Here is a 21,846-nt window from a genome sequence, read left to right on the forward strand (position 1 = left end):
AATAAAGAACGAATATCCTATCATTCCAATATTTACAATATTCGATATAAAGTGATATAATTTTCGAGATTCATATACATAAACATGAAAGAAGAGTGTAAGATGCTAAAGGTAACAAGTAAAAAAGTCATGTCAATTATTACAGTTAGCTCAATGCTGTTGGCTGTGGGTGCAGTCGCTTACGCAGACACGACATTGAAGAAGATTTCTGCATATCAGAATGCGGCCATCAGCATTGAAGTGGATAATCAGAAAGTGAACCTGTCAAGTAGTGAAGGAACAATGTACCCAATTATCTATGAGGGACATAGCTATGTATCCGCCAAGGCTGTATCTGAAGCACTGGGGGCAACCGTGAAATGGGATAACAGTCGTCAAGCTGTTGTGATCACATCGGCGAACGGCGGAACATCTACATCCGTTGTCCCGGATAAGGACAATACCGTTGCACAAGCTACTGCGAAGCCAGCAACCGTATCTACTCCGCCTGCAACCGAGTCCACACCGCAGGCAACACCAAAGCCTGCTGCCTCATCTTCCGCTACGACTTCCAGTAACAGCGGCGTTTCGTTTGCAGATGCAGTGAAGTTAGGTACTTCTTTTACTTATACGGACCTTGATAACAATTATAGCCCTAAAGGTGATTCAACATCTGTTCAATATACTTTCACTATCAATAAGGTTACGTCGACTACTCTCGGACAATTACATGCTCTTGGGTTTGAGGAACATGTCACTGATCCCGATGTAGCTGTAGATTATGTCCTGCTTGATGTAACGCTTAAGGTGAAGAACGCCACTCTTGTAAAAGGTAGTCAGGACCAAGGGCGGAAGTTCCTTTCAAGTTTTACACCTACCATTTGGGGGGTAGAAACATCCAGTGGACAATACTATATTGGTGGCTCTAGTGATTATTTTGAGGGATCTCTCGGAGAAAATATCGAAAAGTTGTTAGCTGATTTTCCTGAAGTCACCCCAAGTAAACCGGGTTCTTTTGAAGCTTCGGGTAAAGTTATTCTGCCAATGATCAAAGGCAAGGAGAACAACCTTGTTCTTTATAGAAACGATAGCAAGCTTGAGTCCGACAAAAGGTCCATCTATTTTAAACTGAAATAGTTATGCAAGTTAGCAGATGGTTTGGTCGCTAATTGTTGTAATAAAGATCAAACTAAAAAGAGATCAACGATGTCATTCATCGTTGATCTCTTTTTTATGATTCTTAAACAGTGCTGATAACTTCTATATATCAAGCTTCTTTGGCAATGACTTTTTTTAGCTTCACTTTGGGTTCTTGCTCAGGATCAGGCGCTTGCCCAACACGTTTAATAAAGAAAGATAGCAGCAGACCGAGGATGCCAATTCCCACAATCACTAGATAGGAATCATTGATCCCTTGAATGGATGCTTCCATAATCATATGTTCCTGTGTTCCGTTCTGTGTGCTGCCAGAGGCCAGCATATCCTTCATATGCGTTGTAGTACGGCTCGTCATTACGGTGACGAGCAGGGAAGTCCCGACGGCGCCAGCTACTTGTCGAATGGTATTTGAAATCGCTGTACCATGCGCACTAAGCTTGGCGGGTAGTTGATTTAGACCCAAGGTTTGTATAGGCATGAGAAGGAGAGCCATCCCGATCCGGCGGCCTGTTGACATGTATACCAGATACATGTAGCTGGTTGAGTCGGTTAAGTTCACAAAGCTTAGAGTCGTTGCAATTGTAATTAACAATCCGATGATGGCGAGCCATTTCGCTCCGAACCGGTCGAACAGCTTTCCGGTTACCGGCATCAACAATCCCATTACGAGTGCACCGGGAAGCAGCAGCAAACCGGACTCCATCGCTGTAAAACCGCGGGCATTCTGCAGGTACAGAGGCAGCAGCATCATATCCGCATACATCACGATTGTAACTGCGATACTGATGACAGTCGTTAAGGAAAACATATTGTATTTAAAGGCCCGGAGATCAAGCAGTGGATTTTGGGAAGCCAGCTGTCTCCAAGTAAATAAGCCAAGGGAAAGCACACCTGCTGTTAAAGACAATAACACTTCTGCGCTCGACCAGCCTGCACTGGCAGCGCGGCTGAAGCCATACAGCAAGGTTCCAAAACCAATGGTAGAAAGAGTTACGCTAACAATGTCCAACTTGGGAAAGATGCGTTCTGATACATTTTTTAAATAAATAAATCCGCATATGATTACAATGACGGTCAAAGGAATCATGCCATAAAACATAGTCTCCCAAGAATAATGTTCCAAAATATATCCAGCCAGAGTAGGTCCAATCGCAGGCGCGAAAATAATGGCTAGCCCTACCATCCCCATGGCAGCCCCTCTCTTTTCAGGAGGGAACAGGGTCAAGATGACATTCGTGAGCAGTGGCATGATAATCCCGGCACCAGCTGCCTGAATCATACGCCCGGTCAACAGAACAGGGAAGTTTGTCGCGAGGGCCGATACGATCGTTCCAGCCAAAAATATAAACATAGAAGCTTGAAAAAGCTCTCGCGTCGTAAATCGTTGCATTAGATAAGCTGTAATTGGAATTAGAACACCATTAACCAGCATATACCCCGTTGTCAGCCACTGAGCTGTAGCCGCCGAGATATTAAAATCATGCATTAACTCCGGAACGGCAACGCTCATTACCGTTTGATTCAGTGTCGCAAGAAAGGCGCCCAAAATCATAATGAATAAGATGGGGCCCTTTTTCACGGAACTGCTTGTTACTTCTGTCTTTGTACTCACTCCACTCCATCCTTTCAACTCGTCGATCATGGACTAAATTTACAGTGTGTTGTATAGTTTACAATGCATGAATTAGATTATAAATGAAATTTTCATGTAATCAAGCAACAATTTGCGAAAAAATGTAAAGTAGTTTACATTCGTTCTAAAAATGTAGTTTTTTCTTTTTAAAAAACAACAATTATCTAAAATATGTAGCTTACAATATGAAAGTAAAAGATTGGAGAGTACAAGATGAATAACACAACGCAACGTACAGATCCCCGGGTACTTCGAACACGTCAATTGCTTAGAGATGCTGTGATTGAATTGCTTGAGGAAATGGATATTGAGAAAATATCAGTAAATCGTATTGCAGAGCGGGCTAAAATCAATCGGGTTACTTTTTATCTGCACTATCGGGATCTCCCGGATATGCTGGAAAAGATGGCGGATGAGATGGTGGAGGACATTCTACAAGTGGTGAACAACGATGACAACCATCACCAGTCGGTTGATGAAGAGAATTTGAGGATATTAGAAAGTCTGCTTAAGCATATTGCGGAAAATGCAAAATTCTACAAGGTCATACTCACATCCAAACGAAGCCCGATTTTTACAGATCGCCTGTTTAATTTGATGGCGGAAATCATTTCTGCGCACCAGGAGAAAAAGGAGGGGACTGCTGATCATTCAAAGACGCCGATACAGAAGGACATTGCCGTTTGGTACGGTTCAGCAGCTCTAATCGGCACGGTTATTTCTTGGCTCCGAGATGACATGCCCTATACGCCTGTGTATCTTGCCAGACAAATTAGTATGCTGCGTGCGAACTAGCAACGGGTTCCGACTAATGAACGGAGAGGAATTGAATGAACACGAACAAACAGCCACGCATCGTTGCGCGGCTGTTTGTCGTATTTAGAGTAGGTAAATCACTGCACACTGAGATTATCCCAGTTGATTTGGAATTCCTTCAACATCCCTTCTTTGGTCAGCTTGCCGCCGAGATACCCTTGAATGCTGCTGGATAATTCCTGTGGCATCCCGTTCGGCAGACGGGTCCAGTTCCAGGTCAGCGCTTGATCTTTATCGGTATAGGCCAGCACCTCAGCACCTAGTGCTCCAAGATCTTCTTCGGTTCCCTTAATGTTGTCGAGCGCAGGGATGAATTGGAATTCCTTGGTGATATATTTTTTTCCGGTCTCGGAGGTGACGAGCCAATTCAGGAAGACCTTGGCCTCCTCCTTAACGGGAGAGTTTTTATTGATAACCCAATTGCTGGGTACGCCTACATAAAGCTTGTCGTTGTCTTCGGGAGTGTCGTCAATGGGCATGGGCAGGAGGCCCAGATTAAGATTGGGATCGATGCCGTCGATCTGTCCTTGTGTCCAGTTACCCTGCTGCATCATCGCAGCTTCGCCGCTCGCTAGCATAGTGACTTGAGTATTATAGTCGGTCGAGAGCGGGTTCTTATTGCCGTACTCTACAGTAAGGTCAAGTAGATCGATCCACTTGGAGAAAATAGGGTCTCCGGCGAAGGTTTTGGAACCGTTTGTAAGTCCGGCGATGAATGCCTCCGGATCAGGCTGCTGGGCGAAAGGTACGTTTACATTATGATTGCCAAGCACGAACCATTCTTGGTAACCATTCGCAAAAGGTGTGATGCCTGCCGCTTTTAACTTCTCGGAGGCTTCGCGCAGAGCGGTTAGCGTTAATGGCTTCTCGGTGATTCCGGCTTTCTTAAATAGATCCTTATTATAGATGAAGCCGTATCCTTCCAGATTCATCGGCATCCCATAGAGTTTGCCATCGATGGTCATTTGTTCTGCTGCGAGTGGCTTTATATCCTTGGCCCAAGCTTCGCCGCTCAGGTCCTCCAGATATTCCAGCCACATATCACGTTCATTGTTGCCGCCGATGGTGAAGATATCCGGCTCATCTCCGGAAGAGAATTTGGCACGCAGCGAGGCGCCATAATCGGTCCCGCCTCCCACGCTTTGCACCTCAAGCTTAATATCGGGATGTTCTTTCTCGAATTCGGTCTTGAGCGAAGCCAGCGCTTCGGATATTTCAACCTTGAATTGGTAGATATGCACGGTTTTTACTCCGTCTGCATTGTCGCTGCTTCGTCCGCAACCGGCTGTCAGAGCAGCCAGCAGCAGGGAGCATGCGAGGAGAATTCCACGTTTTGTTCTCATATTCATTCATCCTCTCTGGCTGAAAGCAACATGTATCGTTAGCCCTTTACGGAGCCTTGGGCAATGCCTTCAATAATATATTTTTGCATTACTAGGAAAAAGATGACCACCGGCGTAATCCCGAGCACAAGTCCTGGAAGCGCCAAATCCCACTGCTTCGTATATTGTCCGAAAAAGCTATAAGTGGCGATGGGAATGGTGCGGAGCACCGGATCCTGCAGAATAAGCGATGGCATCAAGTAATCGTTCCAGATCCACAGGGTGTTCAGTATGATGACGGTGACGATAATCGGTTGCATAAGCGGAAGAACAATCCGGAAAAAGGTACCATAAGGACTGCTTCCATCTACTCTTGAAGCTTCCTCGATATCGAGAGGTACCGATTTGACGAAGCCGTGGAATAGAAAAACAGTCATCGGGGCGCCAAACCCAAGATACGCTAAAATCAAACCGGCGGTTGAATCCATAACGCCCAAGCTGCTGACGACCTGCACTAGCGGGATCATAATTGATTGAAATGGGATAACCATGGCGGCTACTAATGCAATATAGAGCACACGGTTATACAAGCTGTTGTTGCGGACCATTTTGTAAGCGCACATGGAGCAAAGGAATGCTAGCAGAATATTACTAATCACCGTGATGATAAAAGAGTTCAGGAAAGCGCGAGGGAAATTGGTAGCTTTCCAAGCTTCCGCGTAGTTGCTCCACTGGAGTGCTGAAGGCAGCGCAGCAGAGTCTGATAGTATTTCACTATAGCTTTTCACTGAGTTAGCCAGCAAAAAGTAAAATGGCACTAAAAATAGAAGTCCCAGCAGGATTACAATCACTTCGATGAGAAGCAGGGGAACATTAAATTTCTTGGCGGTAGTCTCCATTACAGCTCCACCTCTCTTTTCTTGGTTGCTCTAACCTGTAATAGGGAAATCAAAGCCACGATGACGAAGAAAACCATCGCTTTGGCCGAGCCCATTCCGAACCGACTGATGGTATAGGCTTCATTGTAAATATTCAAGGCTACAGATTCGGTAGCTTTAAAGGGTCCACCCTTGGTCAGCGACAGGTTGAGGTCAAACAGCTTAAAGGACCAGGAGATAGATAGAAATAGACAAACAGTTACAGCGGGCATGACCAGTGGAAGAGTGACATGGCGCAAGGCCTGAAAACGTCCGGCTCCATCCACTTTGGACGCTTCAATTAGGCTTTGGGGAACATTGTTGATAGCAGAGATGTAGATCACCATCAGATATCCCGCATTTTGCCAGACAAATACGATAACAATCGCCCAGAATGCTGTCCCTCCGGTGCCTAACCATGGAAGATTAAAGAAGGACCAGCCGGTGGCCTGCCCAATAGAGGAGAATCCTCTGACAAAAATAAACTGCCAAATAAACCCGAGCAAAAGTCCGCCAATGACATGCGGTACAAAAAATACCGTTCTCAGGACATTACGTGTGAACAGTTTACGCGTCAGCACATAAGCGAGTGCGAAGCCAAGCAGATTGGTCAGCACTAGACCGAAGAAAGTGAACTTCGCCGTGAACCAGAATGAATTAAGAAAGGAAGGATCCTTGGTGAAAATATGTAGATAGTTCCGCAGTCCGGTCCACTCGACATGCCGCGAGATTCCGTTCCAGCTGGTAAATGAATAATAGAGTCCCAAAAAGAAAGGAATCAGCACAATAATAAAGAAAAACAAGGAAGTTGGCCCGACAAAAATAAACTGCTGCATCAGGCGTGATCTTTTTCTATGGTCCATCGTTCCTCACCCCTTTTGTTAATTTAAACTTTTCATTCTATAACCGAATTGGTCATTAACCGAAACAAAAAGTAACATCACGCACCAAATATTCTTAACCAGTTGCGGCATCTGGAGAGGTATAAATGCCTATGATAGCGCCGAAGTCGGCTGGACTTTCTCTGGATAATTTTCACTGGCCCGGAGCGATTTATTTTCAGGCTTGACAGCCTTTTCAAAGAATCGGTATGGTGGACTTGTCAGACAAATGGGAGGTAGAGTACATGTCAGGATGGCTTGGGAATCATTTTGTTACGCAGATTGGAATTTTGGTGAATGATGTTGAAAAGGTAAGCACGGCTTATGCGGAATTTTTTGGAATGGAGAAGCCGGAAATTATCGTTACAGATACAGAAGATAAGGCGCAGACTCGGTATAATGGCGAGGCGACGGTGGCGCGGGCTAAGCTGGCTTTTTTTGATATGGGCTCCCTGCAGCTTGAGCTGATTGAGCCAGATCAGCAGCCCAGTACGTGGCGTGATTATTTGAATGAGCATGGTGAGGGACCTCATCATATTGCTTTTGTGGTTGAAGGAATGAAGGAGAAGATTACGCTGCTCGAAGGCAAAGGGTTCCCACTCCAGCAAAAGGGTGAGTATACCGGGGGGCGTTATGCTTATCTGGACACGTTCAAGGAGTTAAAGATGATTGTGGAACTGCTGGAGAACGATAAGGATAAAGGAGAGGATTTATAGTGAATATACTAATTACTGGTGCCGGACGTGGATTGGGTTATGAGCTGGCGGCTGAGGCATTGAAGCGGGGGCATGGAGTCATTGCCGGGGTTCGCCGTCCTGATCAGGAACAAACAGCACTATCCCAGCTTGCTGCGACCTATGGCGAGAAGCTGACTGTGGCCGCGCTGGACGTGACGGATGAAGAAGGAATCGCGGCGCTTGCTGCGAATCTGCAAGGACAAGGCCGGACGCTTGGTGCCATTATTAATAATGCGGCGGTGCTGACCGCCAGGGACACACAGATTGAAGATCTGGATTTCCAAGATATGCTTACCACGATGGATATTAATCTTTACGGACCGATGCGGGTGGTTAAGCATTTCTTGCCGCTGCTCACTGAACCTAAACTTTCGATTATCAATATATCGTCGGAAGCAGGTAGCATTACTAATGCTTATTCGGGAGACTATCCATATTCCATCTCCAAAACGGCACTTAATATGTTCTCACAGCAGCTGCATGTGTATTTAAAAGAACGCGGGGTACAAGTACTCGGCGTACATCCTGGCTGGATGCATACGGAGATGGGCGGGGCAGAGGCGCCAACGAATCCGACCCAAAGTGCTGAGGGCATCATGGACTTGATCGAGAAGCGGACAACACCGGAAGGTCATTTCATGTTTGTAGATTATACGGGTAAGGACATGAAGATTTAAGTAAGAGTGTTCTAACTAAAAGAGGTAACTCAATAGCCATTCGTGGCTTCTGAGTTACCTCTTTTTGATTTTTCTATATGCTTATTTATTTCTTAATCAATAAATAAGTCTATGAATGGTATTATATTATTCATTTCTATGGGACTAATTATAATCTCCCGTTTGGGACAAGCCGCATAAATGACCACAAAGTATAAGAGGAACTAATCTCCTAGATGAATCCATTGGTCCAAGAGTCCCTAAGGTAAAGCGAATATAAATACTACTATGATCCTTCATCCATTTTAAAAGAGGTGAATCTAAGATGAAAAGACAGGTGAAACCTAGTAGGAGAAGAAGACCTGCCTCCAGACTGCAGCCTAAACGTAGTTTAATTCTTAAGGCAAAAGCACAAATCATTAACTTTGCGGTTATTGGTGATAGTCATGTGGGGTATGGAAACAGCGCAAGCATTTTTAGGAATCTTTTGCCTAAAGCTGTGAATAGCGGGAATAAGAGATTTGTTATTTTTGGAGGAGATAATACGCAAGCGGGAGCTAATCATGGAAATAATGCGAATGCTTACTACAAGGACTTCAAGGATACGGTAATAAGCACGCTCGGGAGTATTCCTTATAAAGCATCTATAGGAAATTGGGAGGCAAGTACACAGTCCTTATTCAGACAATATTTAGGTGCTGATGAAGGGCAAATGAATTTCCCGGGTACTCAGGGGAAGGTCAAGTATGTATGGCTTAATTGTGCGCTTGGACGGTTCACTCCAGGTAGTATAAATTTGTTGAAAAATTTAGATGATAGTTTTTATTATATTATAGATTTTCATTGGCCCCTCAAAGTGAGCGGGATTACGGTGGACCCAACCCATGTATTAAGCGCATCGGAGACGAATAAGTTTTTTTCATCCATTCCTACAAAAGTGAGAGATAAGGTGCTAGCTATTTTTACGCATCATGGACATCTGTTTTACCGAAAACTTAGTAATATATATCCCGGTTACAACAAAACTAAATTTTTTGTATGCGGATGTTCCGGGGAATATAAATGCAAAACAAGTGGCGATCGGGGTTATTACAATGCCACATTATCCATCAACGGGACAACATTTAATGTGGATGCTTTTAAGGTAGCGGTCAATTAGTAAAACAAAGCTAAGCTGATTTTCGGGAGAAGCCGGGGTCAGCTTTAGCAACAATTCAGGCACAGGATAATAGTAAGCTAGCAGGATTATTTAATATATTTGTATAATAGTTTATATATGTATTAAATGAATTATATTGGAGGGCTACCGATGAGAGGGTTAGTATTTAATTCTTTAGAACAGGCGGGTGTCTCGGCCTTTGGTGTGGAGCGCATTCGTACAGCCGCCGCGCAAATGGTTGAAGACAATATCACACCTGCGCAAGTTATTGTTGCTGCGAGAAAGGGGACGCTGCTGGTCCATCAAGCGAATGGAAAAACAGGCCCTGAAGCAGACGCAGCGGAATTAACCGCGGATGCTATATTTCCACTCTGTTCCATAACAAAACTATTTACTGCAACCGCTATTATGATGTTAGTGGAACAAGGGAAAGTGGGTCTAAATAGGCCGGTTTCTGATTACATCCCCGAATTTACAGGGGAAAACAAAACAAAGGTATGCGTACACCATTTGTTGACACATACCTCTGGAATTGAGGTTGATGTGATTCGTTCTAATGGAATTGCCAAACAGGCGCAAGAGGAATATCCTCCACACGAACCTAATCAAGATCCAGAACTGCATAGTTACTTATATGGCGGTTATGATGCACCACTTAGCCATGAGCCAGGTACTGTGATGTCTTACTGTGGATATGGTTATGAGCTGTTGGGTGAAATCATACGGCGTGTTAGTGGACAAGCTTATGATGTATTCGTAAAGGAAACCATTTTTAAACCGCTGGGAATGGAAAATACATATTATCGTGTGCCAATGGAAGTGCGGAACAGAGTAGTTAGACGTGCTCCTGAGGCAGCATGCGCGGAATGGGTAGACAGCGAATACAATTTGAATTCTGTATCTGCGGGGGGCGGCGCTTACTCAACGGCTATGGATTTGGCTGTTTTTGGCCAGATGTTCCTTAACGGTGGAATTTATAACGGAGTACGATTCCTTAGTCCGGTAACAGTAAAAGAAATGACCCGCAATCAAATTCCGGGCGTATCCTCACAATATAGAGATGAAGTTTTTCCTGAAGCGTACTGGGGATACGGATGGGCGATTAATGGCACGAAGCGTGACGGCGGAGATCTGCTCTCTCCTGATGCCTATTCACACTGGGGGGCGGCAGGTCCATTCCTCTGTGTGGATCCGATTTATCAGACGGTGACGGTTCATTTATCCGTAGAGCTGGATCACCAGAAGCCATTTAAAAATATGTATGTTGATTATTTCAATAATACCGTTCTGGCAGCGATCACAGATCTGTAATTCGGCCAAGGATCTGCAAGAATTTATCAAGGGTTGATTTTATAAAATCTAATATAAGAAAGCCAGTGGCATATATTAGTCCTATCTAATATGCACCACTGGCTTATTTTTTAAAAAATCTCTTGTTCAGCTACTGTTATCTGTAAACTCGATGATTGTGGCAGGATTTCTTATGTGTGTGCTTAACGCTTCCTTGAAGGAAATCCGTAATCTTTAGCACGCCACGCTACTAGCAGCGCAAGAATCAATAGTATAAACATTACCCACGGGAAGGAGCGGACACCAAGTGTTTCAATAAGAATCCCGCCCATCACGCCGCCACCGCCAATAGCTAGGTTCCATGCCGTCACCAACATCGATTGGGCCACATCTGCACTTTCGCCAGCGGTTTCGGCAACGGCTGTCTGTAGCAAAGTAGCCGCTCCTCCAAACGTCAACCCCCATACACCAACCACTAAATAGATCACTACGGGCTGGCTGCTAATAATGCCTAGTACAATGGATGACAAGGCGAAAGCAGCGAGGCTGATCAGAACCAATGGACGCAGCTTGCGGTCGATCAAAATACCGATGACCCAGATGCCAACAAGCGCTGTAATGCCGAAAATAAGCAGTACCAAGTCAACGCGCTGGGTTAGCCCGGCCTGAGTAAGATAGGGGGCAATGTAGGTATACAAGATGTTGTGTGCCAGTACCCATGCAAGAACAACAAACAGTACCGGCCGTACCCCCGGAATAACAAAAACCTTGTAGAGAGGGAGTCGCTTATCAGGGGCCTCTCCTGGATAGTCCGGTAGCTTCCAAAACACCCAAGCGATTAGCATCAGAGCCAATAGCGACATGATCCCGAAGATAGAGCGCCAGCCTACAAGGGTGCCAAGAAGTGTTCCCGCAGGGACACCGAGTGCCAGAGCGAGAGGCGTGCCAACCATGGCTACCGCCATTGCTCGTCCCTTGAGTGACTCCGGCACCATGCGCCGGGCGTAACCTGCTATCATCCCCCATAAGACTCCAGCGGATACGCCTGCGAAGAACCGAGCTGTCAGCGTAAGTATATAATTGGAAGAAAAAGTGGTGACGGTGTTGAATATGAGAAAACCAAGGATGCACATTAGTAGCAGTGGTCGCCGCCGCCATCCACGCGTCACGGTAGTTAAGGGGATCGCCGCCAACAGTGAACCCAGGGCGTACAAAGTGACAAGTTGACCTGCAAGGGCCTCGGAGACTCCAAGCCCGTCACCTATTTGGAGCAACAAGCCGGCCGGAATCGTTTCGGTAAGAATACAGATAAACCCCGTCATAGCTAGGGCGAGTAATCCAGCCCATGGCAGACGTTCAGAAGAGGGAGTGCTGGAGGCACTTTGTGTGGCAGAAGATGTGTTTTGGCTCATAGAGAAGCCCCTCTCTTATATAATTTTAGCAAACTCAATGATACACACGACGAATAGGTCTACTAGACAGAGCGCCTAGGCCGGTTCATTCCGGACCCAGGCACCTTGTGTTCTTGCTCTATTTATTACGTCTGTCATAAATGGCATCACAAAGGTCAACAGTAAACTGACCCGACATGCCTTCCAGTGCAGTATTAGTGAAAGCCACGACACTGAGGCGTTGCTTCGGATCGACGAACCACGAATGACCATAAGTGCCACCCATGCGCCAAGTACCCGGGGATTCCGGAGTGTCTGCGGCGACAGGATCCTTTAGTACCGTAATGCCTAGGCCAAAGCCTCGTCCTGGCCAGAAGGCCATTGGCAGATCACCGATCTGGTTGGTCGTCATATCGTGAACCAGTGACTCCGGTAGCAGCGGCGCTCCGCCCTTACGTAATGTTTCCAGCAGTTGCAAAAAGTCTCCGGCGCTGCCGACCATGCCAGATCCTCCAGAAGGATAGGCAGTAGTGTCAAATGCTCGGCTAGGGGCAAGCAGGAACCCAGCCGTTCCCTCCACAAAGGCAATACTGTCGGGCTCAAGTAAGGGCCGTGGCTCTGGAGTATCATTGGCATAGGAAGTGGCCAGCCGTTCTCGGTCAACTGCAATAAAACCCGTGTCGCTCATGCCAAGCGGCTTTGTCACGAGTGAATGTACAGCTTCACTGAGCGGTGTTTCTGTGACCTTTGCAATTACTGCTCCCAGCACATCTGTCGCGATGGAATATTTCCACTCGGTACCTGGCGTATAAAGGAGGGGGACAGAGGCAAGACGACGCAGGTTCTCTTCCAACGTGATGCCGGGCTGATCCATACCATCTGATACCCCTGCTGACTGATAGGAACCCTTCTCTTCTTGAAAAAATCGGTAAGACAGGCCTGCGGTGTGCGTCATCAAATGACGAATCGTCAAGGTCGCGAACTCGCCATTCTGCAAACGCGGCTGAAACTCTGGAAGCCAACGATCAACGCGGTCGTCCAGCTGTAGACGACCTTGCGCAACTAATACTAGGGCTGCCGTTGAAACGATAGGTTTAGTAACTGAAGCTAGCCGGAATAAGGCATCTTCTCGTATAAGTCGGCCTATCTCGCGGTCGGCAAAACCGGCAGCACGGCTATAAACCAGTTCCCCATCTATCATCACTTTAATGACAGCACCGACCAAACGCTTGTCAGCGAGGGTTCGATCGATTACTCTATCGATGCGACCTGATAAACATTCTGTATTTATTTTGTTTGAATCCAATATACTCAACTGTCTTCATCCCTTCGGAATAGTTAAAGCCAGGAACACTTTACTATTGTAGGGTTATTATATATAACGAGTTATCTTGATTACATAAGGCAACTAAGTTAAATTAGCCTTATAACGGTTAATTACAAGCTAGTTAATATAGAACACCTTAAATTTAAAGGAGGCGATTTTGATGGACCATGTTGATAAGCAAATTCTTTTCCATCTTCAAAATCAAGCAAGAATTTCTATGACAGAGCTGGGGAAATGTGTCGGTTTATCGCAACCTGCGGTTACGGAGAGAGTTAGGCGTATGGAGGAAAAAGGCATCATCAGCGAATATCGCACCATAATTTCTCCTGAAAAGATTGGGAAACATGCTGCTGCCTACATGTTATTTCATTCTAGGGATTGTAATGCATTCCTTGATTTCTGCCGCTCAAGTCCTGATGTCGTCGAATGTTACCGTATAAGTGGGGAACACAACTACTTATTGAAAGTAGTAACCGACTCTACACGAGCCCTCGAGGAGTTCGGAAATCAATGTGATAAATACGGTACCTACACCATTCTAATCGTGATGTCATCGCCAATCGATCATAAATTTCTTATACCATCGCTTGAAGAAGCAAGCCTAAACTTACTGAGTTAGATTTTAAACATAATCCGTTAGCCTGTCGCAACAAAAAAAGACTCTTCTATATAAATAGAGGAGTCTTTTTGGTGTGGATATTGTAATAAAAATGATTGCAGCTGCTCCTTTTTCGTAGATACATCATGGACTCTCTATCTTATAAGTCTGGCGGTATTTTAATGGAGAAAGCCCGGTGATTTCCTTAAATACCCGACCAAAGTGAGTCATATTATCAAATCCAACATTTTCAGCTATCTTGGCTACTTTAAAGGCAGTATTAATTAACAAGGCACGAGCTTCCTTTATCCGCACATTATTCAAATATTCTGTAAAGGTGAAGCCTGTACTATCACGAAAAGTTTTGCAGAAGTAGGAAGGACTGATATAGAATCTGTTGGCAATATCGCGTATGGAATGACGTTGGTCGTAATAACGATTGAGATAGTCAACAATTTCAAATATTTTTTTGTTCACTACACTGATTTCTTCAGTGATTGCAGGAGGCATCGCTTCCTGGTGGCGATAAATATAAATAAGCAGCTCAAACATTAGTGTTTTTAGATAGAATTCATAGCCGGGAGGTTGCTTAGTAAATTCAGAGACCATTTTATTGAATAATTTCTCGATAAAGTTTTGTTCAGAACCATTAAATCGCAGCAGATGACAATCTCGTGTAAAAGTGGACAGCAAATCAAGCGTCTTATTGTTCGGAAACAGATCTTCGAGGAACTCGCGTTTAAATACAAGTGTTATTCGTTCAAAGGTCTCCCCACTCGAATTGACAAGCTTATGAATTTTATTGATGTCAATCAGCAATAGAGAACCCCCGACAACCTGATAAGCCTTATCCTCTATGAAATAGCAAATATCCCCCGAAACCATGTAAAAAACCTCATAACCGTTATGGTAATGTCGTGTAGGCATGCTGGATTGACTTTTTTTCTCTCGACTGATGTCGAATTTTTGTACTTCATAAAAATTGGTTTCCATTTGCTATCCCTCCCAATTCAGTTGTATGTCAACTATATTAACAAGAATATATGCAGAAAAACAATATATTTAGTGAATATATGTGCTGAAAATCATATTTTTAGACGCTATGATGAAGTTGTTCCGAATGGTTTAGCAAAGAGGGGGGTGAAGAGAAAATTAGAATGTTATCTAAATTATCGAATTGTGTAATCTATATGTAAACTTATGCTGAAATTAGAGACACTTTGAACGATTTTAAACGAAAAATGAAAAAAGGTGGGACATAAAAATGAAATCTCAATTCTTAAAAAAGAACCTTCTTTCTACATTTCTACCCGTTGCAGTTCTCGGAATGTCATTGTCGGCATGTGCCGGATCTGGTGATAAGGAATCTACTATCGACCCTTCAGGTGTGCAGAGTAATAAGGGAGAGACAGTAGAGATTAATTGGGTGATGGCTGCAGATCCGGATAAAAAAGCTTGGCAAGACGAGACGATTGCTTCGTTCGAAGCCACTCATCCTAATATTAAAGTTCATCTTGAGAATATTCCGTATGATCAGTTCGATCAGAAATTGACCACTATGATCTCAAGCGGCAACGCTCCTGATGTGTGGAATCCGAACCAGGCGGACAGCGGCTTTGCTACTTATATGAAGATGGGTGCCCTGAAGGACTTAACGCCTTACATTGAAAAAGGGGCTCCAGAGCTGGATACGATGGATAAGGATTTGCTGGATGTATATAAAATTGATGATAAATTTTTCGGAATTCCGCTTGTCAGCAATGCGACGTATCTGTTTTACAATAAGGATTTATTCGATCAGCAGGGTATTCCTTATCCAACAACGGACTGGGATGACACTTCATGGAACTACGATAAAATGTTAGAAATTGCTCAAAAGCTTTCTCATGATGTAGGTAATGTGCGCAAGCAGGTATTCGGATTTGCAAGCGGCCTTAGTCCGAATGCTATGGCTTGGTCATTTGGCGGTGATTTTTTTAAGCCAGAAGCGTATACCTCAGGGGTTATGGGGGAGCCGGATCTACTTAATGACAAAAATATTGAAGCGTTACAATTTAACCTCGATTTAATTAACAAGCATAAGGTTGCACCGGACCAACAGACTGTGTCTGCCGCGGCTCAGCTTGGAGATGTGTTCATGACGGGGAAAGTTGCCATGTACATTAATGGAGGTTGGGGATTGGGTTCTTATGAAAAAGCGGACTTTCGCTGGGGTGTCGCAGCTGTTCCCTACCATGATGGCCGCAAAGTGACACTTTTTGTGGACCCATGGAGCATCTCAAACTCAAGTAAACATCCGGATGAAGCCTGGGAATTTGTCAGATATCTGGCCGATCCCAAAACCGATGGGGGCGCCTATCGCTATATGAATGATGTCGGTAGAACGCCAGCGGACAGCAGCTTGTTTGAACTGTGGTACGAAAAAATATCCTCGCAGATTGGGATGGATAAAGCGGAATTCAAACAAGTCCATGAGGGTGCTATTAAGTATGGACGTGAAGCTGAAAATCATCTGATCGTAAAGTTCAATACGATTCTAGAAACCATGAACCAGACCATGTCTTCTGTATGGAATGGAAGTAAAGATTTGAAAGATGGACTGAAGGAAGTGGATCAGAACCTCCGTTCACTCAAACTGGATTAATTAGAACTGGAAGGATAAGCGGCCGCTAATCGCAGACTAGCCGGCCGCGTAAGGAGGATGATTCATGAAGCGAATGGCAACTGAGAGTAAGCGGGAGGAACGCGCCTTCTGGATGTTTATTATGCCGTGGTTTATCGGTTTCATATTGTTTACTGGCGGACCGATCATCGTGTCGCTAATGTTAAGTTTCTCCGAATACAATGTAATTTCGTCTCCTGAATTTATAGGGTTTGATAATTTCAGGCTGTTATTTCAGGATAGGCTGTTCTACAAATCGTTATCTGTCACCATCTATTATTCCTTATTGTCCGTACCCTTTACCATTGTATCTTCGTTGGTGATTGCCCTGCTGCTGAATCAGAAGGTTCGAGGACAGTCATTACTTCGTACGCTGTATTATGCGCCAAGTGTTATTTCCGGGGTGGCTGTGTCTTTCCTGTGGTCTTGGCTGCTTAACCCGACCTTCGGGGTAGTCAATTCCTTACTCTATGACTGGTTTGGTGTGGAAGGTCCAGGCTGGTTCACGAGCCCGGGGACGGTCGTCCCATCTATGGTTCTGATGCAGTTAACGGCGTCAGGTTCAACCATGGTGATATTCCTAGCTTCCTTGCAATCTCTTCCGAGTGATCTATATGAAGCGGCGTCAATCGAAGGAGCAGGTGTGTGGAAAAAGTTCTACAAAATTACACTTCCGCTCATTTCGCCGGTGGTTTTGTTCAATACGATTATTGCAATGATCGCTTCCCTGCAAGTATTTACTGAATCCTACGTCATTACGAAAGGCGGACCGGACTGGAGTTCATATTTCTATGTATACTACTTGTTTGATACAGCCTTTAAACAATTTCGGATGGGTTATGCCTCTGCTCAGGCCTGGATTCTATTTATCATCCTTTTTACACTGACTCTTGTATTCATGTGGAGTTCGAAGCGGTTTGTCCACTATGAATATGACTCTAAAAGATAGGAGGGATTCACATCATGAGACAGCGAAGTTTTTTACACGGCAAGCTGAAGCCCATTCAGAAGATACTGTTATATCTAATCCTTTATGGCGGCGTTATTCTTTTCGCATTCCCGTTATTCTGGATGTTGGTCACCTCGCTAAAAACCATGGGCGACATTCATAAAGTCCCGATGATATGGCTGCCATCCTCTATTCAATGGAGTAATTATAAGCAAATTTTCATAGATGCTCCAATGGGGCGATATTTATTGAATTCGGTAGGCTACACATGTATCTCAGTATTTGGGACTGTGCTTGCCTCCTCTATGGCTGCGTTTGCGTTCGCTCGTCTGCGTGCCCGTGGAAATATGCTTCTGTTTGTGCTTGTACTCAGCACAATGATGATCCCGTCACAAGTGACTTTGATTCCTCAATATTTGTTATTTAATCAAATTCATTGGACAAATTCTTATTTGCCGCTTATCGTTCCGGCATTTACAGGCAGTGCATTTGTTATCTTTTTGCTACGCCAATTCTATCTTGGGATCTCTAGGGAAATGGATGAGGCAGTTAAGATAGATGGTGGAGGACATCTGGTCATGTATTGGAGAATTCTCCTGCCCTTGTCGGCACCGGCACTCGCTACATCGGCTGTTCTAGAAATCATGTCCCGTTGGAATGATTTATTTGGTCCACTTATTTATTTAAGTGAAAGCAGTCAATATCCTCTTTCACTAGGATTAGCAAATTTCACAGCCGCATATGGACAAACACCATGGAATCTGTTGATGGCAGCATCTGTGGTAACCGTCTTTCCGTTGCTGTTATTGTTCTTTTTTGCTCAAAAAGTATTTATTCAAGGAATTGTTATTTCTGGATCGAAAGGTTAACGCGAATCATAAAAAAGTTTATTACCTGGAGGGAACTTATGAAGTTTGATTATCATACACATCATAATCGTTGCGGGCACGCAACAGGAACAGTAAGAGATTATGTAATTGCAGCCATTGAAAAGGGATTACAGGTTATTGGAATCTCAGATCATACTCCTGCATTTGCGCTGGAGGAAGACCTGCCCTGGCCCGGAGGAGCTATGGCGAAGAGTGAATTTCCTGCATACGTGGATGAGGTTCTAGCTTTAAAAAAAGAATTTGCGGGACAGATTGATGTAATGCTGGGGATTGAAGCGGACTTTTTGCCTGATTCCCTGGATATATATCGTAGTGTCATCGCCAGTTATCCCTTTGATTATGTGATTGGTTCGATTCATAATTTCGGCGGAATCAGCATTTACGATGGAGAATACTGGGACGGATTGGATCAGGCGGGGAAACTTGCGACCAAAAATCTGTATTATGATTATGTCTCTCAATCGGCTAAAAGTGGCTTATACGACATACTAGGCCATGTGGATGCTTTAAAGCGGTATTTTCCCGGTTATTCCGGCTTGTGGACAGAAGCGCTGGATTTCACCCTGCAAACCGTTGCAGCAAGTGACGTAGTTCTCGAAATTAATACTTCTGACGATAACTGTGTCCCAGATACGGCTTTTCTAGAAAGAGCTCTGTTTCATGGTGTGAAGGTCACGATTGGATCAGATGCACATGAACCCGAACGGGTGGGAGATCAGTTCGAAGAAGTCCGGAAAAACCTGCAGGCCATTGGCTATCGGGAATGGGCTACATTCCATAAACGGGTTAGAACAATGGTTAGTCTAGACCAAATATAAAATGAATTGTAGCCAAGCTAATGCCGGCATCACCTAGTTTCCAACGGCAGGTCATTATCAGCTGATCATCCTCCAGTTCGGCTGTCAGCGTGCCACCCATTTTATTCATCAGACTTTTGGCGATGGAGAGACCCAGCCCGGAGGCTTGAGAAGATCGGGTACGGTCTGCGGTATAGAATCGGTCAAATAAGAGGTTAACGTCGCTTCCGGCTAGTTCCTTCGCATCGTTTACTATCGTTAAATCAGCTGTTTCCTGCCGTCGTTCGAAACGGATTTCCACATACCCGGTCGCGTGTTTGACCGTATTGACAAGTAAATTCTCGACAACTCTCCGCACAGCGGATTCATCGGCGTATACGGGTACATTTTCCTCAGGTAGCCGTATATCCGGTGTAATATTGCGTTCGTTGAAGGAATCGTAAAATCCGACCAGAATTTCCGAGAGCAGGGCCGTCATCCCAAGCTTTTCGGTATGTAGAGGATAATCTAGCGATTCGATCAAGGAAAGCTCAAAAAAATCATTCAGCAGCGCCTGCAGCCGTTTCGTCCGATTTTTAACGATGGCAACATATTCAAGCTTTTCATCAGGGGTAATAGACTCATCCTCCAACAGTTGAATATAACCGAAGATGGAGGTGAGGGGTGTACGGATATCATGTGAAATATTCGCAACAGCCTGACGGAATTCTTGTTCGACACGTTTTCGCTGGGCATCCGCTTCGACGATTAAATCAGATTGACGATTGATTTGTCCCGCAAGCGCCTCAAGCTTCTGGTCGAATAGAGCCACATCAATTTTTTTACCGGTTGCTCGCTCATTGTAGGTATGCAACTGCCCTGTTATCCGCCCTAGCTCTCGCCTTAGCATCAACAAACGGAAAAGCAGGAGAGCTCCTGCCGCAAACAATATGATTGTCAGAATAAGCAACACTCTCCTGCACCTCCTATTTGTTATTTGATTTCTTTTCGGTGGAATACGAGAATACCGAGTACCCCGGAAACGGCTATTGTCAACAACGGTACAAGTAAAAGCGCTGGCCAATCTCCACTGTCGATACTGGGCTTACCGATATCGCTCACCAGTTTGAAGATGGAATAATCATACAAATTACTAAAGAAAGAGATCTTTGAACCTATACTAGCCAAAACCGTATCAATCATAAGGAAGAAAATCATTGAGAAGCCGATAGTTTTGCCGCTGTCGGTTAGGATTACGGTGAACAGCGCCCCGATGGCTGCGTAACCAGCTGTGTACAACAGGGTTAGCCCGAGGGCTCGCGGTATAAAAAGTGTAGTGCTTCCTTCCGGCAGATGACCGAAGCCCGAAAGCAGCGTGACTTCGACTGTGCTGACAATAGGAAAGACGAGCGAAATCGCCATGGCCCCAACTGCGAATACGATTAGTTTTGCCGCGAACAGCCGGCCTCTGGTGTTGCCCGAAGATGCGATCGTCTTCATGACCCCTGTGGAATATTCGTTAGAGATAAAGAATCCAGCCAGAATGGCTACGCCGAATTTAATAATGTAGGCATTGCTTGAAATAAAGGTAGTCAGAAATTCAGCACCGGTGATCTGAGGTTCCCCATTGGACCGATGATCAAAATAATATAGCAATGGGTAAGCAAGTGAGAGGACGGAAAGTGCCAATAGAAAAGTCCAAAATGATCTATTCTTACGGAGCTTGAAAAACTCAACTCTGATCAGATTATACATTTGGATTCCCCCCAATTCGCTTCGTAAAATAACTTTCCAAGTCTTCACCCATAGGCATAAACTTCTCGATCTCGAGGCCGGCAGAGAATAACGCTGTTGATACTTTGCCTGGCTGCTCAATGCGGCTATACAACTTGATGGTTCCATCCTGCATCACTTCGAAATCGGCCGTACCCAGCTCGTTCTGAATGACGGCTGTTGCCTTGCCGGGATCATCCACTTTGATAAACAAATACTGCTGACATTTCTCGTTTAATTCCTCCGCAGTGAGTTGTTCAAGCAACTGACCGCGATGAATAATGCCATAATGACTTGCCATTAAATGCAGCTCACTTAGAATATGACTTGAGATCATTATCGTAATGCCAAGCTCACGGTTTAGTCGCTTGAGCAGTTCGCGCATTTCGACGACACCCATCGGATCCAACCCATTGGTCGGCTCGTCCAGAATCAGAAATTCTGGATCTCCCAGCAAGGCGATGGCAAGACCTAACCGCTGCTTCATTCCAAGTGAGAAATTTTTGGCTTTCTTCTTGCCGGCGCCCTGCAGTCCAACTTGTTCTAGCATTCTAGGAACGCAATCTTTGCCGGGAATACCGCGTAGAATCCGGTTTGCTTCTAAATTTTCGCTTGCAGTCATATGGGGGAACAAAGCGGGGCTCTCGATAATCGAGCCGATTCGCTTACGAGCCTGGATCAAGGCCTGCTCTTCACTGGCTCCGAACAGCTCGATCGTCCCCTGAGTCGGAAAAGCAAGTCCGGTCACAATCCGGATTAATGTTGATTTTCCAGCTCCGTTTTGCCCAATAAAACCATAAATAGAGCCTTTACGGATTGACAAATTGACTTTGTCCAGCGCCGTATGGCCCTTGAATTTTTTGGATAGTTGATTTGTTTTTAATACATACTCGTACATCTCGTCTTGGCCTCCTTTTCGTGATAGACCAAGT

21 protein-coding genes are annotated in these 21,846 nt (G+C 44.9%); 11 read left to right on the top strand and 10 right to left on the bottom strand.

Annotated features, from left to right (window positions below; genetic code table 11):
• Positions 1–129: 129 nt before the first annotated feature.
• Positions 130–1,116, top strand: coding sequence for a stalk domain-containing protein (locus MKX34_RS07190; RefSeq protein WP_339204681.1), 987 nt, complete (start codon positions 130–132; stop codon positions 1,114–1,116).
• A 130-nt stretch (positions 1,117–1,246) separates the two neighbouring features.
• Here the strand turns inward: MKX34_RS07190 and MKX34_RS07195 are convergent, their stop codons facing one another.
• The gene (locus MKX34_RS07195; RefSeq protein WP_256717717.1) at positions 1,247–2,689 is read right to left on the bottom strand and encodes a DHA2 family efflux MFS transporter permease subunit; all 1,443 of its coding nucleotides are present in this window, start codon (positions 2,687–2,689) and stop codon (positions 1,247–1,249) included.
• Between the two features lie 294 nt (positions 2,690–2,983).
• Here MKX34_RS07195 and MKX34_RS07200 point away from each other — a divergent pair, with 294 nt between their 5' ends.
• Positions 2,984–3,565, top strand: coding sequence for a TetR/AcrR family transcriptional regulator (locus tag MKX34_RS07200; RefSeq protein WP_036675766.1), 582 nt, complete (start codon positions 2,984–2,986; stop codon positions 3,563–3,565).
• Between the two features lie 98 nt (positions 3,566–3,663).
• Here MKX34_RS07200 and MKX34_RS07205 read toward each other — a convergent pair whose 3' ends face one another.
• The 3 genes from MKX34_RS07205 to MKX34_RS07215 are packed head-to-tail and all read right to left on the bottom strand — an operon-like array spanning position 3,664 to position 6,688.
• The gene (locus tag MKX34_RS07205) at positions 3,664–4,929 is read right to left on the bottom strand and encodes an ABC transporter substrate-binding protein (protein ID WP_076297809.1); all 1,266 of its coding nucleotides are present in this window, start codon (positions 4,927–4,929) and stop codon (positions 3,664–3,666) included.
• 38 nt (positions 4,930–4,967) lie between these two features.
• Complete coding sequence (locus MKX34_RS07210; protein ID WP_076297810.1) at positions 4,968–5,807, bottom strand: carbohydrate ABC transporter permease; 840 nt, start codon at positions 5,805–5,807, stop codon at positions 4,968–4,970.
• Positions 5,807–6,688 (bottom strand): sugar ABC transporter permease, encoded by an 882-nt coding sequence (locus tag MKX34_RS07215; protein ID WP_036675760.1) that lies wholly within the window; start codon positions 6,686–6,688, stop codon positions 5,807–5,809. The genes MKX34_RS07210 and MKX34_RS07215 overlap by 1 nt, the downstream gene beginning before the upstream one ends.
• 263 nt (positions 6,689–6,951) lie before the next feature.
• Between MKX34_RS07215 and MKX34_RS07220 the strand changes: the two genes are divergently transcribed.
• From MKX34_RS07220 to MKX34_RS07235, 4 genes are all read left to right on the top strand, one after another.
• Positions 6,952–7,422 carry a VOC family protein gene (locus MKX34_RS07220; protein ID WP_076144491.1) on the top strand — a complete coding sequence of 157 codons (471 nt, stop codon included), beginning with the start codon at positions 6,952–6,954 and terminating at the stop codon, positions 7,420–7,422.
• Entirely contained in the window at positions 7,422–8,120 is a 699-nt protein-coding gene (locus MKX34_RS07225) for an SDR family oxidoreductase (RefSeq protein WP_076297811.1), read from the top strand. The genes MKX34_RS07220 and MKX34_RS07225 overlap by 1 nt, the downstream gene beginning before the upstream one ends.
• A 304-nt stretch (positions 8,121–8,424) precedes the next feature.
• Positions 8,425–9,258, top strand: coding sequence for a metallophosphoesterase (locus MKX34_RS07230; protein ID WP_076297812.1), 834 nt, complete (start codon positions 8,425–8,427; stop codon positions 9,256–9,258).
• 150 nt (positions 9,259–9,408) lie between these two features.
• Complete coding sequence (locus MKX34_RS07235; protein ID WP_051490870.1) at positions 9,409–10,569, top strand: serine hydrolase domain-containing protein; 1,161 nt, start codon at positions 9,409–9,411, stop codon at positions 10,567–10,569.
• Between the two features lie 182 nt (positions 10,570–10,751).
• Here the strand turns inward: MKX34_RS07235 and MKX34_RS07240 are convergent, their stop codons facing one another.
• Positions 10,752–11,960 (bottom strand): MFS transporter, encoded by a 1,209-nt coding sequence (locus MKX34_RS07240; protein WP_076297813.1) that lies wholly within the window; start codon positions 11,958–11,960, stop codon positions 10,752–10,754.
• Positions 11,961–12,078: 118 nt separating this feature from the next.
• Positions 12,079–13,248: a serine hydrolase domain-containing protein gene (locus MKX34_RS07245; RefSeq protein WP_143763811.1), complete on the bottom strand. Its 1,170-nt coding sequence runs from the start codon at positions 13,246–13,248 to the stop codon at positions 12,079–12,081.
• Positions 13,249–13,426: 178 nt separating this feature from the next.
• On the opposite strand from MKX34_RS07245, the gene MKX34_RS07250 reads away from it, so the two are divergent.
• Positions 13,427–13,885: an Lrp/AsnC family transcriptional regulator gene (locus tag MKX34_RS07250; RefSeq protein ID WP_036675753.1), complete on the top strand. Its 459-nt coding sequence runs from the start codon at positions 13,427–13,429 to the stop codon at positions 13,883–13,885.
• 123 nt (positions 13,886–14,008) lie between these two features.
• Here the strand turns inward: MKX34_RS07250 and MKX34_RS07255 are convergent, their stop codons facing one another.
• On the bottom strand, positions 14,009–14,857 hold the full coding sequence (locus tag MKX34_RS07255) for an AraC family transcriptional regulator (protein WP_036675751.1): 849 nt from the start codon (positions 14,855–14,857) through the stop codon (positions 14,009–14,011).
• Positions 14,858–15,128: 271 nt separating this feature from the next.
• Between MKX34_RS07255 and MKX34_RS07260 the strand changes: the two genes are divergently transcribed.
• From MKX34_RS07260 to MKX34_RS07275, 4 genes are all read left to right on the top strand, one after another.
• A complete protein-coding gene (locus tag MKX34_RS07260; protein ID WP_076098872.1) occupies positions 15,129–16,508 on the top strand; it encodes a sugar ABC transporter substrate-binding protein in 1,380 nt (459 codons plus the stop codon).
• Between the two features lie 64 nt (positions 16,509–16,572).
• The gene (locus tag MKX34_RS07265; protein ID WP_036675748.1) at positions 16,573–17,475 is read left to right on the top strand and encodes a sugar ABC transporter permease; all 903 of its coding nucleotides are present in this window, start codon (positions 16,573–16,575) and stop codon (positions 17,473–17,475) included.
• Between the two features lie 14 nt (positions 17,476–17,489).
• On the top strand, positions 17,490–18,344 hold the full coding sequence (locus MKX34_RS07270; RefSeq protein WP_036675746.1) for a carbohydrate ABC transporter permease: 855 nt from the start codon (positions 17,490–17,492) through the stop codon (positions 18,342–18,344).
• Between the two features lie 38 nt (positions 18,345–18,382).
• Positions 18,383–19,183 carry a histidinol-phosphatase HisJ family protein gene (locus MKX34_RS07275; RefSeq protein ID WP_036675745.1) on the top strand — a complete coding sequence of 267 codons (801 nt, stop codon included), beginning with the start codon at positions 18,383–18,385 and terminating at the stop codon, positions 19,181–19,183.
• On the opposite strand, the gene MKX34_RS07280 is transcribed toward MKX34_RS07275, so the two are convergent.
• From MKX34_RS07280 to MKX34_RS07290, 3 genes are read right to left on the bottom strand one after another with little or no spacing between them, the layout of a single operon-like run.
• The gene (locus MKX34_RS07280) at positions 19,164–20,114 is read right to left on the bottom strand and encodes a HAMP domain-containing sensor histidine kinase (RefSeq protein ID WP_256717713.1); all 951 of its coding nucleotides are present in this window, start codon (positions 20,112–20,114) and stop codon (positions 19,164–19,166) included. The genes MKX34_RS07275 and MKX34_RS07280 overlap by 20 nt on opposite strands.
• Before the next feature lie 20 nt (positions 20,115–20,134).
• Positions 20,135–20,896, bottom strand: a complete 762-nt coding sequence (locus tag MKX34_RS07285) for an ABC transporter permease (RefSeq protein WP_038569425.1) — start codon at positions 20,894–20,896, stop codon at positions 20,135–20,137.
• Positions 20,889–21,812, bottom strand: coding sequence for an ABC transporter ATP-binding protein (locus MKX34_RS07290; protein WP_036675740.1), 924 nt, complete (start codon positions 21,810–21,812; stop codon positions 20,889–20,891). The genes MKX34_RS07285 and MKX34_RS07290 overlap by 8 nt, the downstream gene beginning before the upstream one ends.
• Positions 21,813–21,846 lie beyond the last annotated feature (34 nt).

This window comes from Paenibacillus sp. FSL R5-0636 (assembly GCF_037974255.1).
GTDB classification, from domain to species: Bacteria; Bacillota; Bacilli; order Paenibacillales; family Paenibacillaceae; genus Paenibacillus_AQ; species Paenibacillus_AQ odorifer.